This window comes from Streptomyces phaeofaciens, assembly GCF_014648915.1.
Lineage (GTDB): Bacteria > Actinomycetota > Actinomycetes > Streptomycetales > Streptomycetaceae > Streptomyces > Streptomyces phaeofaciens.
In genome coordinates this window covers 19,892-33,792 of sequence record NZ_BMSA01000021.1, presented here as the reverse complement: position 1 = coordinate 33,792, position 13,901 = coordinate 19,892, and the positions used below count along the sequence as shown (strand labels likewise).

The following is a 13,901-nucleotide window of genomic DNA, read 5'->3' as shown; positions in this document are numbered from 1 at the left end:
CTACGGCCTGACCAGCAGGACCTTGCCCACGTGACCGCTCTCCTCCACGATCCGGTGCGCGGCGGCCGCGTCGGGCAGCGGGATCTCGCGGTCCACGACGGGCCGCACATGGCCGCCCTCGATCAGCGGCCAGACGTGTTCGCGCACGGCCGCGACGATCGCCGTCTTCTCCGACAGCGGCCGGGCCCGCAGCGAGGTCGCGCTGATCGCGGCACGCTTGGCGAGCAGGGCGCCGATGTTCAGCTCGCCCTTGACGCCGCCCTGCATCCCGATGATCGCGAGGCGGCCGTTGACCGCGAGGGCACGGACGTTGCGGTCCAGGTACTGCGCGCCCATGTTGTCGAGGATGACGTCGGCCCCGGCGCCGCCGGTGGCCGCCTTCAGCTCGGCGACGAAGTCCTGCTCGCGATAGTCGATCAGGATGTCCGCGCCCAGCTCGGCACACCGGTCGAGCTTCTCCTTGGTGCCCGCGGTGACCGCGACCCGCGCGCCGACGGCCTTGGCGAGCTGGATCGCCATCGTGCCGATGCCACTGGAACCGCCGTGCACCAGCAGCGTCTCGCCGGGACGGAGGTGGGAGACCATGAACACGTTCGACCAGACCGTGCAGGTCACCTCGGGGAGCGCGGCGGCCCGGACGAGGTCGACGCCCTCGGGCACGGGCAGCAGCTGGCCCGCCGGGACGGCGACCTTCTCGGCGTAACCACCGCCCGCCAGCAGCGCGCACACCTCGTCGCCGACCGCCCAGCCGGACGCCCCCGGGCCGAGCGCGACGATCCGGCCGGAGCACTCCAGACCGGGGTAGGGGGACGCGCCCGGCGGCGGGTCGTAGAAGCCCTGCCGCTGAAGGATGTCGGCGCGGTTCACGGCGCCGGCCGCCACCTCGACCAGCACCTCGCCCTCGCCGGGTACGGGGTCGGGGACCTCGTCCCACACCAGCGCCTCGGGACCACCAGGTTCGGGAATCGTGATCGCATGCATGAGAGGGACGCTACCGCTCCCCTCTCGGCCGGGGTCCTCGCGGAAATGGGGATGCGATCACCGATGAGTTCCGGCGACGGTAAAGGTCTCCCCATGCGTAGCCCATGAACGCGGAAGGACACCCCACCATGAGCCAGCACACCGCCGGCCTGGCCATCGAGACCGCGGGCCTGGTCAAGACGTTCGGCGAGACCAGGGCGGTGGACGGCGTGGACCTCGCCGTGCCCGCCGGAACGGTCTACGGCGTCCTCGGCCCGAACGGCGCCGGCAAGACCACGACCGTGAAGATGCTCGCCACCCTGCTGCGACCGGACGGCGGCGAGGCCCATGTCTTCGGCCACGACATCGTGCGCGAGGCCGACGAGGTGCGCAGCCGGGTCAGTCTCACCGGCCAGTACGCCTCCGTCGACGAGGACCTCACCGGCACCGAGAACCTGGTCCTGCTGGGCCGGCTCCTCGGGCACGGCAGGAGGACGGCGCGGGACCGGTCCGCTCAGCTGCTGGCGGCCTTCGGGCTGACGGACGCGGCGGGCAAGCAGGTCAAGCACTACTCGGGCGGTATGCGGCGCCGGATCGACATCGCCGCGTCCATCCTGAGCACGCCCGATCTGCTGTTCCTCGACGAGCCGACCACCGGTCTCGACCCGCGCAGCCGCAACCAGGTGTGGGACATCGTGCGGGCCGTGGTCGCGCAGGGCACGACCGTGCTGCTGACCACGCAGTACCTGGACGAGGCCGACCAGCTGGCGTCCCGGATCGCCGTGATCGACCACGGCAAGGTGATCGCCGAGGGCACCAAGGGCGAGCTGAAGGCGTCCGTGGGCGCCGGATCCGTCCATCTGCGGCTGCGTCACGCGGAGCAGCGGCCGGAGGCCGAGCAGGTGCTGCGGCTGGCCCTGGACGCGGACGTCCAGCCGGATCCGGACCCGGTGGCGCTGACCGCCCGGCTGAGCGCGGCGGCGCAGGACACGGCCGCCGAGCAGGCCGCCCGGGCCCTCGGCGAACTGGCCCGGTCGGGGATCGTCGTCGACAACTTCTCCCTCGGCCAGCCCAGCCTGGACGAGGTGTTCCTGGCCCTGACCGGCCACGACACGGGCACAGGCCCAGGACCGGACACCGGCACCGGCACCGGCACGGACCGGACGGACACGGATTCCGACTCCACGAAGGACGGGGTGGCGGCATGAGCACCGCGACGACCACGGAAGCCCAGGAACTCGCCCCCGTCAGCGCCGAGTCGCTGGCCGCGCTGCTGGTGACGGCCGAACGGCCCGCGCGCCCGAGCGCGCTGTCCACGTCGCTGACCTTCGGCTGGCGGGCGATCCTGAAGATCAAGCACGTGCCGGAGCAGCTCTTCGACGTCACCGCGTTCCCGATCATGATGGTGCTGATGTACACGTACCTGTTCGGGGGTGCCCTGGCCGGCTCCCCGGAGGAGTACATCCAGTTCCTGCTGCCGGGCATCCTCGTGATGTCGGTCGTGATGATCACGATGTACACGGGTGTGTCGGTGAACACCGACATCGAGAAGGGCGTCTTCGACCGGTTCCGGTCGCTGCCGATCTGGCGGCCGTCGACGATGGTCGGCTACCTGCTCGGCGACGTGCTGCGCTACACGATCGCGTCCGTGGTGATGCTCGTCGTCGGGCTCGTCCTCGGCTACCGGCCGGACGGCGGGGTCGTGGGCGTCATCGCCGGGATCGCCCTGCTGATCGTCTTCTCGTTCGCGTTCTCGTGGATCTGGACGATGTTCGGGCTGATGCTGCGCAGCGAGAAGTCGGTGATGGGCGTCAGCATGATGGTGATCTTCCCGCTCACCTTCCTCTCCAACGTGTTCGTCGACCCGAGCACCATGCCGGGCTGGCTCCAGGCCTTCGTCAACAACAGCCCGATCACCCATCTGTCGTCGGCGGTACGGGGGTTGATGGCGGGCGACTGGCCGGGGGCCGAGATCGCCTGGACGCTGGGGTGGGCGGGCCTGTTCGTGCTGGTCTTCGGGCCGCTCACGATGCGGCTCTACAACCGCAAGTAGTCCCGGCCGAGGCCCCGGCGGTGTTCACGCCGGGGGCAGCGGCGGGACCCCGCGGATGGCCGGGCCCCTTCTGCCGGTGCCCTCCCCCACCCGCACGATCGCCACCAGCCGGTCCGTCAGCTCCAGTACGCCGATGGCGGGATCGTCGTAGGCGAGGACCCGGTGGCCGCGTACGACGCTCACCACCAGGTCCTCCGTCTCGCGCGGTCCGCGCCCGGCCTCGGCCTTGGTGACGGGCCGTTCGACGAGGTCGAGGCCGTTGCCCTGCTGTATCAGGTCCTCCATGACCAGACCGGCCGCGGGGCTGAGCACCGACACGCCGAGCAGCCGGCCCGCCGCGCCCGCGCTGGTGATGACCTCGTCGGCGCCGGACTGCTTCAGCAGCGGCGCGTTCTCCTCCTCGCGCACCGCCGCCACGATCTTCGCGGAGGGGTTGAGCTGGCGGGCCGTCAGCGCCACGAGGACGGCCGTGTCGTCGCGCTGGGTCGCGATGACGATCTGCCCCGCCCGCTGCACCTCGGCCTTCCGCAGCACGTCACTGCGTGTGGCGTCGCCCACCACGCCCTCGTATCCCTCGGCCGTCGCCGCCTCGACCATTTTCGCGCTGGGATCGATCACCACGACGTGTTCCTTGCTCAGCCCGGACGCACAGGCGGTCCGGATGGCGGACCGTCCTTTCGTGCCGAAGCCGACGACGACGGTGTGGTCACGCAAGGGGACCTCCGGGGTACTGGGCGACACTTCTGATCGGGCACGTGGACCCGCCGGACCATGGTGCCCATCGACGGGACCGACACCCCAGGGGGCGCGCGATGAACGACCATGAACGACACCCTGCCACCAAGGCCAGACTCTCCCTCTTCCGGTCCCTCTGGTACCGCTCGCGCGTCGAGGCGCGGGACGACGCCGAGGCGGGCCGCACCATCACGATGCCCGTGCGCACCAGCACGCCCCCGCTCCAGCAGGTGCTGCGCCGTCTCGCCCTCGCCCTGATGGTGCTGGCCGTCACCACGCTGATCGTCTACGCCGACCGCGGCGGCTACAACGACAACTCCGACGGCACCGTCGACCTCCTCGACTCGGCCTACTACGCCACCGTCACGCTCTCCACCACCGGCTACGGCGACATCACCCCGGTCAGCGACACCGCCCGGCTGATCAACATCCTGGTCATCACTCCGCTGCGGGTGCTGTTCCTGATCATTCTGGTCGGCACCACCCTCGAAGTCCTCACCGAGCGCACCCGGCAGCAGGTCCGTGTGCACCGCTGGCGGATGCGCACCCACGACCACATCATCGTCGTCGGCTACGGCACGAAGGGCCGCCACGCGGTCGAGACGCTCGTCGGTCAGGGCATCACCAAGGACCGGATCGTGGTCGTCGACACCCAGCGCAAGGCCGCGGAACTCGCGGGCGACGACGGGCTGGTGGCCGTGATCGGGGACGCCACCCGTTCGGAGACCCTCCTGAAGGCCGAGGTCCAGCAGGCCTCCCGGGTGATCGTCGCCCCGCAGCGCGACGACACGGCCGCCCTGGTCACCCTCACCGCCCGTCAGCTGAACCGGCGCGCCACCATCGTCGTCGCCGCCCGGGAGGACGAGAACGTGCCGCTGCTCAAGCAGTCCGGCGCGGACACCGTGGTCACCAGCTCAAGCTCGGCGGGCCGGCTGCTGGGGGTCTCCATGGTCAGCCCGACCGTCGCGCGCACCCTGGAGAACCTGATGACCCTGGGCAGCGGCCTGGACATCGTCGAACGCCCCCTCACCAAGGCGGAGATCGGCCAGGCGCCCCGCGCCTGCGCGGACCTCGTGGTGGCCGTGGTCCGGGGCAAGGAACTCCTCGACTACGCCGACCCCCGGCTCACCCGGCTCCAGCCGGGGGACCGGGTGATCACGGTCAGCCGGGCGAAGGCCACCGCCGAGCAGGTGTGAGGGGTGGCCAGGGCGGCGGGGCGGGGACGGGAATGTTTCACGTGAAACAGGCGTCGACCCCGGCCGTCGTCCACGGCAGGTCGAGCAGTTCCGTCTCCTGACCCGCCCGCGCACCTCCCGGCGGTACGACCGCGAGGGCGTCGGCCGCCGCGATGCCCCGGAGCATGGCGGGACCGTTGTAGTGCAGCGGCACGGCATGGTGTCCCCGCAGGGTGACCGGGACGAGCCGCGTGTCGTACGGGTGGCCGTGCGCGGCCTCCCGCAGCGGCAGCGCGTACGGCTCCGTGGCCGGGCGGGCGGCCAGGGTGCGCAGCAGCGGCTCGGCGAGCGTGAGCAGCCCGGACACGGCCGCCAGGGGGTTGCCGGGCAGGCCGACGAGGTGCTGGTCGTCCTTGAGGCGGGCCAGCAGCATGGGGTGGCCCGGGCGCACCTCGACGCCGTCGACGAGCAGCTCGGCGCCGATCCGGCGCAGGGTCGGGTGGACATGGTCGACGGGTCCTGAGGCGGTGCCCCCGGTGGTGACGATCAGGTCGGCGCCGGACGCCGTGACGGCCCGGTGCAGGGCCCGCGCGTCGTCGCCGAGCCGGCGCACGGACACGACCTCGCCGCCCAGCGCCCGCAGCCACGGCGGCAGCATCGGGCCGAGCGCGTCCCGGATGAGCCCGTCGTGCGGCCGGCCCTCGGTGAGCAGCTCGTCGCCGAGGACGAGCACCTCGACCCGGGGGCGGGGTACGGCGGCCAGCGTGTCGTATCCGGCGGCCGCGGCCAGGCCGAGCACCGCCGGGGTCACCACCGCCCCGGCGGGCAGCAACTGCTCTCCGCTACGGCACTCCTGGCCCCGGGGGCGGATGTCCTGGCCGTGGCTCATGTCCCGGGTGGGGTGCAGTCGGCCGTTGTCGTCGGTCCGGCCGTGCTCGCTGCGCAGGACGGCGGTGGTGTCCGGGGGGATCCGGGCGCCGGTGGCGATCCCGACGGCCTCCCCGTCGGCGAGGGGCGCGGGCGCCGCGCTCCCGGCCAGTACGCCGTCGTCGCGTACCCGCCAGGGGCCGGGGCCCGCCACCGCCCAGCCGTCCATGGCGGAGGTGTCGAAGGAGGGCAGGTCGGTGAGGGCGGTCAGGGGGGCGGCGAGGACGAGGCCGAGGGCGTCGCCGAGGGTCACGGAGACCGGGGCGCGGCGGGCGGCGTGCGCGCGGGCGGCCCGGGCGGCGATCGTCCGGGCCTCGGGCCAGGGGGTGGCCCGGTGGCGCTCCTTGGACGGTGCGGTGCGGCGGCCGGGGTCCGGGGTGGGGGAGGTGCGGGCGCCGTGCTCCTCGGTCCGCGCGGGCTCCGGGCCGGGCGCGGGGGTGCGGTCGCCCGCCCGGTCGGCCGGGCCGTTGCCGTCGTTCACCAGGGCGAGCACCTCCTCGATGTCGAGGTCCTCGCCGTCGAGGCCCTCCCGGATCCCGCGGCGGCTCATCCGGCGTCCGGTCCCGGACCGCCGGACCCGGCGGCGGTGTCCGTCTCGGACCGCTCGGCTTTCTCGGCCTTCTCTGCTTCCTCGGCCTCCGCCGCCCAGCGCAGCGCCAGCGCGGTGGCCTTCCGGGCGGCCTCGGCGACCGCTTCGGGACCGCCCCGGGCCTGTGCGGCCGCGTAGCCGACCAGGAAGGTGGTCAGCGGGGCCGCGGGCCGGGCCACCCCGTGGGCGGCGTCCCGGGCGAGGTCGAGGAGGACGCCGGTGTCGACCTCGAGGTCGATACCCAGCTCGTCCTTGACTGCGGAGATCCATTCGTCCAACACGTGGCCATGCTCCCTGATCCGTGCCCTGGCGGTGGCGATGTCGTCCCAGGTGTCGCAGTCGAAGGACGCGACGGGGTCGGGGACGCGGGTGAGGTCGAGTCCGGCGGTCAGCCGGCGCAGCGGCAGCCCCGTGAGTCCGCCGTGGCCGGCGGTGAGCACCGCCAGCTCGCGGCGCAGGGCGGCCGTGCGGTAGACGGCGACGAGCGGCTGGTCACGGCCGTCGGCGTCGGTGAGCAGCGCGCCCTCGGCCCCGCCGGAGCGCAGGGCGTCCCGCAGGCGCCGTACGGTCTCCGTGGCGAGGAAGGGCAGGTCGGCGGAGAGGACGAGGACGTCGTCGGCCGTGGTGCGGCGCAGCCCCGCGTCGAGGGCGGCGACGGGGCCCGCTCCCGGCGGGTCCTCGCGCGCCCAGCGCACGGGGCGGGCGGTGGGGCGGGGGCCGGCGACCACGACGGTGGTGTGCGCGTCTGCGCAGGCGGCCAGCACCCGGTCGAGCAGGGCCCGCCCGCCGACCCGTACCCCCGGCTTGTCGGCACCGCCGAGCCGCCGGGCGCCGCCACCGGCGAGCACGACGGCGTCGTACGGGGCGCCGGGGTGTTCGAACGAGGTCACCCCCTGAGTATGCGGGCCTCCTCGATCACAGGGAACGCGGCGGCACCCGCGCAATCACCGGGTGCGGGGACGGACCCGCCCCGCTCCCCCGCCGTCACGACGTGCGGGGACGGCGGGGGAGCGGGGCGGCGGCGCCGTCACAGCGTGCGCAGGAGCACCGCCGGCTGTTCCACGCAGTCCGCCACGTACCGCAGGAAGCCGCCCGCCGTGCCGCCGTCGCACACCCGGTGGTCGAAGGTGAGCGAGAGCTGGACGACCTGGCGCACGGCCAGCTCGCCCTCGTGCACCCACGGCTTGGGGATGATCCGGCCGACGCCGAGCATGGCCGCCTCGGGGTGGTTGATGATCGGCGTGGAGCCGTCGACACCGAACACGCCGTAGTTGTTCAGCGTGAAGGTCCCGCCGGTCAGTTCGGCCGGCGTGAGGCGCCCGGCCCGGCCGGCCTCGGTGAGCCGGGCGAACTCCGCGGTGAGCCCCTCGGCGTCCCGGGCGTGCGCGTCGCGGACGACCGGCACGACGAGACCCCGGTCGGTCTGCGCGGCGAAGCCGAGGTGCACCTGGTCGAGCTGGACGACCTCCCTGGCCTCCTGGTCGACCGTGGAGTTCAGCTCGGGATAGCGGGCCAGGGCGGCGGTGCAGATCCGGGCCAGCAGCGCGAGCAGGGAGATCTTCGGGCCCCCGGCCGCGTTCATGGCGGCGCGGGCCCGCATCAGCTCCGTCGCGTCGGCGTCCACCCAGCAGGTGGCGTCCGGGATCTCCCGGCGGCTGCGGGAGAGCTTGTCCGCGACGGCCCCGCGGACGCCCTTGAGCGGGACACGGCGGCCCTCGGCGCGCGCGGAGGAGACGGACGGCGCGGGGGCGGCCGGGGCGGCGGGAGCCGGGGCGGCCTGGGCGTGGACGGCCGCCCGCAGCGCGTTCTCCACGTCCGCCCGCAGGATCAGCCCCTCGGGGCCGGTGCCGTGCAGCTCCCTCAGGTCCAGGCCGTTCTCCCGCGCGAGCCGCCGCACCAGCGGCGAGATCACGGGGACGGGCCCGTCCGCCGGGCCGAGGCTGTCGGCCCGCACCACGGACGCGGCGGGCGCGGGGGGTACTGCGGGTGCGGCGGGTACGGCGGGTGCCGCCGGTGCCGGCTGGGCCGGCCTGACCCGCCGGCGGCGCGCGGGCGCCTCCGACGTGCCGTAACCCACCAGCACGTTGCCCGACCCCTCGGTCTCCGAGCCGGAGGCCGGCGCGCCGACCGCGACCGTGATCAGCGGGGCGCCGACGGGCAGTTCGGTGCCCTCCTCGCCGAAGCGGGCGGTGACGACACCGCCGTAGGGGCAGGGCACCTCGACCATCGCCTTGGCCGTCTCGACCTCGACGACCGGCTGGTCCACGGCGACGACATCGCCGACCTGGACCAGCCAGCGCACGATCTCCGCCTCGGTGAGTCCCTCGCCGAGGTCGGGCAGCTTGAACTCCAGGACCTGTGCCATCAGTTCCCCGCCTCCCACTGAAGCCGGGCCACGGCGTCCAGGATGCGGTCGACGCCGGGCAGGTGGTGGCGCTCCAGCATCGGCGGCGGGTAGGGGATGTCGAAGCCGGCGACGCGCAGCACCGGTGCCTCCAGATGGTGGAAGCAGCGCTCCGTGACGCGGGCCGCGATCTCCCCGCCCGGGCCGCCGAAGGAGCCCGACTCGTGGACGACGACCGCGCGGCCGGTCCGCCGGACCGAGGCGGCGACCGTCTCGTCGTCGAACGGCACCAGGGAGCGCAGGTCGACGACCTCGAGGTCCCAGCCCTCGGCGCGGGCCGCCTCGGCGGCTTCGAGGCAGACCGGGACCGACGGCCCGTACGTGATCAGGGTGGCGCTGCGGCCCGGACGCCGCACCACCGCGCGGCCGATCGGGTCGACGGTCTGCGGTTCCTCGGGGTTCCAGGTGTCCTTGGACCAGTACAGGCGCTTGGGTTCGAGGAAGACGACCGGGTCGTCGGAGGCGATGGCGGCACGCAGCAGGCCGTAGGCGTCGGGGACCGTGGCGGGGGTGACGACGTGCAGGCCCGGGGTGGCGATGTAGTACGCCTCGGAGGAGTCGCTGTGGTGCTCGACGCCGCCGATGCCGCCGCCGTAGGGCACGCGGATCGTGATCGGCAGGGGCATACGGCCGCGGGTGCGGTTGCGCATCCGGGCGACATGGCTGATGAGCTGCTCGAACGCCGGGTAGGCGAAGGCGTCGAACTGCATCTCCACGACCGGCCGCAGGCCGTACATGGCCATGCCGACGGCGGTGCCGAGGATGCCCGCCTCGGCGAGCGGGGTGTCGGTGCAGCGGTCCTCGCCGAACTCCTTGGCGAGCCCGTCGGTGACCCGGAACACGCCGCCGAGGGTGCCCACGTCCTCGCCCAGAACGTGCACGGACGGGTCGGCGGCCATCGCGTCGCGCATCGCGCGGGTGAGGGCCTGTGCCATGGTCGCGGGCTTGAGGGCGACGGTCGTCATCAGTGGCCGCCTTCCTGTTCGGCGTCGAGCTCGGCGCGCAGCAGGGCACGCTGTTCGCGCAGCTGGGGGGTGTCCTCGGCGTAGACGTGGGCGAACAGGTCCGCCGGGTCGAGGACGGGGTCCTGGTTCATCCGGGCGCGCAGGTCGGCCGCCATCGTCTCGGCGGCGTCCCGCGCGGTCTGCCGGGCGTCGTCGTCGAGCAGCCCGCGCGCCGTGAGTTCGCGTTCCAGCAGCAGGATCGGGTCGTGCTCGCGCCAGGTCTCGACCTCGGCGTCCCCGCGGTAGCGGGTCGCGTCGTCGGCGTTGGTGTGCGCCTCGATGCGGTAGGTGACGGCCTCCACGAGGGTGGGGCCGCCGCCCTCACGGGCGCGCCGTACCGCCTCGCTCAGCACCTCGTGGACGGCGGCCGCGTCGTTGCCGTCGACCAGGCGGCCGGGCATGCCGTAGCCGACCGCCTTGTGGGCGAGGGAGGGGGCCGCGGTCTGCTTGGCCAGCGGCACGGAGATCGCGAAGCCGTTGTTCTGGACGAAGAAGACGACCGGGGCCTGCCAGACGGCGGCGAAGTTCAGCGCCTCGTGGAAGTCGCCCTCGCTGGTGCCGCCGTCGCCGACCATGGCGAGCGCGACCACGTCGTCGCCCTTGAGCCGGGCGGCGTGGGCGAGGCCCACGGCGTGCGGCAGCTGGGTGGCCAGCGGGGTGCACAGGGGGGCCACGCGGTGCTCGTACGGGTCGTAGCCGGTGTGCCAGTCGCCGCGCAGCAGGGTGAGGGCCTCGACGGGGTCCACACCGCGGGCGACGACGGCGAGGGTGTCGCGATAGCTGGGGAAGAGCCAGTCACGGTCCTCCAGGGCCAGCGCGGCGGCGACCTCACAGGCCTCCTGGCCGGTGCTGGAGGGGTAGACGGCGAGCCGGCCCTGCTTGGTGAGGGCGGTGGCCTGCGCGTTGTAGCGGCGGCCGAGCACCAGCTGGGCGTACAGCCGCCGCAACAGCTCCGGGTCGGCCTGCGCGGCCGCTTCGGTGCCGAGGACGCGGAAGGGCTCCGCGTCGGGCAGCAGCGGCGCGGGGTCGGTGCGGGGCTGCCAGGCGGGCGGCGGGGTGGGCCGGTAAGCGCCCCGCTGCTCCATGACCGTCATGACGGCACCTCCTCGTGGGAGCGGCTACGGGAGACGTGTCGGTTGTGACACGCCTCACCTACCGATTGTTCGGTCGTCGGCACATTTTGGCTACAGGCGGCCTCAGGCTGTGGACAAACGGTTCTCCACAGCCTGAGATGGACGCAGTACGTCCATGGCGGAGAGGCGGGGGGACATGGGACCTGAACAAATGGCCGAGGACTCCATGGCCGAGGACCCCGAGGACGCGACCGCGATACCGCCGCCGCGTCCGCTCGACTCGATCGACCAGGACATCCTCCAGATGCTCCAGACCGACGGCCGCGCGTCGATACGGTCGGTCGCCGAGCGGGTGCACGTGTCGCGCGCCAACGCCTACGCGCGCATCAACCGGCTCATCGAGGACGGCGTGATCCGCGGCTTCGGCGCCCGCGTCAACCATGAGCGGGCCGGGCAGGGGACGAGCGCGTACATCACGCTGAAGATCGTGCAGAACTCCTGGCGGACCGTGCGCGAGCAGCTGCGCCGGCTGCCCGGTGCCTCCCACATCGCCCTGGTGGGCGGGGACTACGACGTGCTGCTCCTGGTGCACACGCCGGACAACCGGGCGCTGCGCGAGGTGGTGCTCACCCGGCTCCAGGCGATCCCCGAGGTGCTCAGCACCCGCACCCTGCTGGTGTTCGAGGAGGAGGACCTGGAACCGCAGGGGTGAGCGGGCGGCGTCGAGCCGGGCCGAGGTCCGCGCCGGAGCCGGAGTCGGCGCCGGGACCGACCGGGGCCGGATCCGGCGCCCACGACGCGTTCAGCCGGTCGTGCGCAGGCCCTCGAAGACCAGCCGCACCACCGCGTCGGCCACGTCCTTCTCGGCCATTCCGCGGCCGCCCGGCCGGTACCACTCGACGATCGAGTTGATCATCCCGAAGACCAGCCGGGTGGCGAGCCGGACCTCCATGTCGCCGCGCACCTCGCCGTCGTCGGCGGCCGCCTTCAGCAGGTCGGCGACCCGGTGGTCGAAGTCGCGGCGGCGCTCCAGGGCCCACCGCTCGGTGTCGGTGTTGCCGCGCACGCGCAGCAGCAGCGTCACATAGGGCAGTTCGCCGATCAGCACCTCGACCATGCGGCGCACCACGTACTCCAGGCGCTCCGCGGTGTGCCCCACGCGCGCGTGCTCCTCGTCGAGGATCCCGAAGAGGCGGTCCAGGGCGCGGCTGACGGCCCGGCGCAGCAGTTCCTCCTTGCCGGTGACGTGGTGGTAGATCGACGACTTGGAGATGCCGGCGGCCTTGGAGAGGTGCTCCATGGAGGTGCCGTCGTAGCCGCGCTCGTTGAACACCTGGACGGCGACGGAGAGCAGGGTCTCCGGGGTGTACGTGTCGCGCTTGGCGGTGCTCACGCGGCACCCTCCCGCTTCCCGGTGGCGTAGGAGTGCCTGTACAGCGCCAGGGAGGGCGCGTAGCGGCCGGACGGGTCGCGTTCGTGCAGGTCGTCGAGGAGGGAGCAGGCCCAGGAGCGGCCCAGGCGGCGGCTCCACTCGAAGGGGCCGAGGGGGTAGTTCACGCCGAGGCGCATCGCGGTGTCGATGTCCTCCTCGGTGGCCACGCCCTTGGCGACGGCGTCGTGCGCGAGGTCGACGATCCGGGCAACCGTGCGGGCGACGATCATGCCGGGGACGTCGCCGATGACACTGACCTCCTTGCCCAGGGCCTGGAACAGGCCGATCGCCTCGGACAGGGCCTGCGCGGAGGTGTCCTGGGAGGAGGACAGGGCGATGCGGGTGGCCTTGCGGTAGTCGAGGGCGAGGTCGAAGTAGACGACGTCGCGGAACTCCACGGAGGTCTGGCCGTCGGCGAGGGCCAGCTGGCCCTCGCCGGGCAGCACCAGGCGGGTGCCGTGGTCCTCTTCCTCCTCGCGGACCTGGATGCCCGCCTCGCGGATCATCGCGAGCAGCTCGGACGCGGGGCCCAGGTCGCCCTCGGCGACGACGTAGGCGGGCGGCCGGTGCTTCTCGGCGGTGTGCGGCTCGGCCCGCTCGGCGTCCGCGGTCCCGTCGGAGTAGTCGTACCAGCCCCGGCCGGTCTTGCGGCCGAGACGGCCGGACTCGACCAGGCGGCGCTGGGCGAGCGAGGGCGTGAAGCGCACGTCCTGGAAGAAGGACCGCCACACGGAGTGGGTGACCGACTCGTTGACGTCCTGTCCGATCAGGTCGGTCAGCTCGAAGGCACCCATCCTGAAACCGCCCGACTCGCGCAGGATCGCGTCGATGGTGGCGGGATCGGCGCCCTGGGCCTCGTAGACGGCGAAGGCCTCGGCGTAGAAGGGCCGCGCGATGCGGTTGACGATGAAGCCGGGGGTGTCGGCGCAGGCGACGGGGGTCTTGCCCCAGGCGCGGGCGGTCTCGTACGCGCGCGTGGCCGAGGTGACGTCGGTGGCGTACCCGGAGACGACCTCGACCAGCGGCAGCAGCGGCGCGGGGTTGAAGAAGTGCAGACCCACGAGGCGGCCCGGGTTGCGCAGGGCGCCGCCGACGGCCGTCACCGACAGGGACGAGGTGTTGGTGGCGAGCAGACAGTCCTCGCCGACGATGTCCTCCAGGGCCCGGAACAGGTCCTGTTTGACGTCCAGCTCCTCCACGACGGCCTCGATGACCAGGGAGCAGTCCGCGAGGTCGGCGAGGGTCCCGGCGGGCAGCAGCCGGGCGCGGGCGGAGTCCCGGTCGGCGGCGGAGAGCCGGCTCTTCTCGACGAGCCGGTCGAGGCGGGAGCCGATCGCGTCGGCGGCCTCCCGGGCCCGTCCGGGCAGGGCGTCGTACAGCCGTACGAGGTGGCCCGCGACCAGCGCGACCTGGGCGATGCCCTGGCCCATGGTGCCGGTGCCGACGACGGCCACGGGGCTGCTGAGGTCGAGTGCTGTCATGTGCGCGATCCTCCCGCACGGGGTTTTCCACAGATGCGGCAGGCCCCCTTGCCCCGACCGATCGTTCG

At 73.4% G+C, this 13,901-nt stretch carries 12 protein-coding genes and 1 pseudogene; 4 read left to right on the top strand and 9 right to left on the bottom strand.

The genetic code is table 11. The features are described from left to right. A complete protein-coding gene (locus IE275_RS30155; RefSeq protein ID WP_189714920.1) occupies positions 1-981 on the bottom strand; it encodes an NAD(P)H-quinone oxidoreductase in 981 nt (326 codons plus the stop codon). A 128-nt stretch (positions 982-1,109) separates the two neighbouring features. Between IE275_RS30155 and IE275_RS30150 the strand changes: the two genes are divergently transcribed. Both IE275_RS30150 and IE275_RS30145 read left to right on the top strand, forming a co-directional pair. After that, entirely contained in the window at positions 1,110-2,168 is a 1,059-nt protein-coding gene (locus IE275_RS30150; RefSeq protein ID WP_189714918.1) for an ATP-binding cassette domain-containing protein, read from the top strand. Further along, on the top strand, positions 2,165-3,013 hold the full coding sequence (locus IE275_RS30145) for an ABC transporter permease (RefSeq protein ID WP_189714916.1): 849 nt from the start codon (positions 2,165-2,167) through the stop codon (positions 3,011-3,013). The genes IE275_RS30150 and IE275_RS30145 overlap by 4 nt, the downstream gene beginning before the upstream one ends. Positions 3,014-3,037: 24 nt before the next feature. Here IE275_RS30145 and IE275_RS30140 read toward each other — a convergent pair. Continuing rightward, positions 3,038-3,730: pseudogene (locus tag IE275_RS30140) on the bottom strand (potassium channel family protein); the annotation flags it as partial. A 95-nt stretch (positions 3,731-3,825) separates the two neighbouring features. On the opposite strand from IE275_RS30140, the gene IE275_RS30135 reads away from it, so the two are divergent. Beyond that, a complete protein-coding gene (locus tag IE275_RS30135; RefSeq protein WP_189714912.1) occupies positions 3,826-4,944 on the top strand; it encodes a potassium channel family protein in 1,119 nt (372 codons plus the stop codon). A gap of 37 nt (positions 4,945-4,981) precedes the next feature. Here the strand turns inward: IE275_RS30135 and IE275_RS30130 are convergent, their stop codons facing one another. From IE275_RS30130 to pdhA, 5 genes are all read right to left on the bottom strand, one after another. Continuing rightward, positions 4,982-6,400, bottom strand: a complete 1,419-nt coding sequence (locus IE275_RS30130; RefSeq protein ID WP_189714910.1) for a molybdopterin molybdotransferase MoeA — start codon at positions 6,398-6,400, stop codon at positions 4,982-4,984. After that, positions 6,397-7,329, bottom strand: a complete 933-nt coding sequence (locus IE275_RS30125; RefSeq protein WP_189714908.1) for an NTP transferase domain-containing protein — start codon at positions 7,327-7,329, stop codon at positions 6,397-6,399. Before IE275_RS30125 ends, IE275_RS30130 begins: the two co-directional genes overlap by 4 nt. Positions 7,330-7,466: 137 nt before the next feature. Next, entirely contained in the window at positions 7,467-8,804 is a 1,338-nt protein-coding gene (locus IE275_RS30120; protein ID WP_189714906.1) for a dihydrolipoamide acetyltransferase family protein, read from the bottom strand. Further along, complete coding sequence (locus IE275_RS30115; RefSeq protein ID WP_189714904.1) at positions 8,804-9,808, bottom strand: alpha-ketoacid dehydrogenase subunit beta; 1,005 nt, start codon at positions 9,806-9,808, stop codon at positions 8,804-8,806. Before IE275_RS30115 ends, IE275_RS30120 begins: the two co-directional genes overlap by 1 nt. Next, a complete protein-coding gene (gene pdhA / locus IE275_RS30110) occupies positions 9,808-10,941 on the bottom strand; it encodes a pyruvate dehydrogenase (acetyl-transferring) E1 component subunit alpha (protein ID WP_189714902.1) in 1,134 nt (377 codons plus the stop codon). The genes IE275_RS30115 and pdhA overlap by 1 nt, the downstream gene beginning before the upstream one ends. A gap of 205 nt (positions 10,942-11,146) precedes the next feature. Between pdhA and IE275_RS30105 the strand changes: the two genes are divergently transcribed. After that, entirely contained in the window at positions 11,147-11,632 is a 486-nt protein-coding gene (locus tag IE275_RS30105; RefSeq protein ID WP_189715234.1) for an Lrp/AsnC family transcriptional regulator, read from the top strand. Positions 11,633-11,722: 90 nt separating this feature from the next. Here IE275_RS30105 and IE275_RS30100 read toward each other — a convergent pair whose 3' ends face one another. Then, entirely contained in the window at positions 11,723-12,313 is a 591-nt protein-coding gene (locus IE275_RS30100; RefSeq protein WP_189714900.1) for a TetR/AcrR family transcriptional regulator, read from the bottom strand. After that, on the bottom strand, positions 12,310-13,833 hold the full coding sequence (locus tag IE275_RS30095) for a 3-hydroxyacyl-CoA dehydrogenase (RefSeq protein WP_189714898.1): 1,524 nt from the start codon (positions 13,831-13,833) through the stop codon (positions 12,310-12,312). The genes IE275_RS30100 and IE275_RS30095 overlap by 4 nt, the downstream gene beginning before the upstream one ends. Positions 13,834-13,901: the final 68 nt, after the last annotated feature.

Excerpts from the sequence above, each read along its gene's own strand:
- IE275_RS30105 (WP_189715234.1), top strand. The coding sequence starts at position 11,147 with ATGGCCGAGGACCCCGAGGACGCGACCGCGATACCGCCGCCGCGTCCG.
- IE275_RS30135 (WP_189714912.1), top strand. The coding sequence starts at position 3,826 with ATGAACGACCATGAACGACACCCTGCCACCAAGGCCAGACTCTCCCTC.
- IE275_RS30155 (WP_189714920.1), bottom strand. The coding sequence starts at position 981 with ATGCATGCGATCACGATTCCCGAACCTGGTGGTCCCGAGGCGCTGGTG.
- IE275_RS30130 (WP_189714910.1), bottom strand. The coding sequence starts at position 6,400 with ATGAGCCGCCGCGGGATCCGGGAGGGCCTCGACGGCGAGGACCTCGAC.
- IE275_RS30145 (WP_189714916.1), top strand. The coding sequence starts at position 2,165 with ATGAGCACCGCGACGACCACGGAAGCCCAGGAACTCGCCCCCGTCAGC.
- IE275_RS30115 (WP_189714904.1), bottom strand. The coding sequence starts at position 9,808 with ATGACGACCGTCGCCCTCAAGCCCGCGACCATGGCACAGGCCCTCACC.
- IE275_RS30095 (WP_189714898.1), bottom strand. The coding sequence starts at position 13,833 with ATGACAGCACTCGACCTCAGCAGCCCCGTGGCCGTCGTCGGCACCGGC.
- IE275_RS30120 (WP_189714906.1), bottom strand. The coding sequence starts at position 8,804 with ATGGCACAGGTCCTGGAGTTCAAGCTGCCCGACCTCGGCGAGGGACTC.
- pdhA (WP_189714902.1), bottom strand. The coding sequence starts at position 10,941 with ATGACGGTCATGGAGCAGCGGGGCGCTTACCGGCCCACCCCGCCGCCC.
- IE275_RS30150 (WP_189714918.1), top strand. The coding sequence starts at position 1,110 with ATGAGCCAGCACACCGCCGGCCTGGCCATCGAGACCGCGGGCCTGGTC.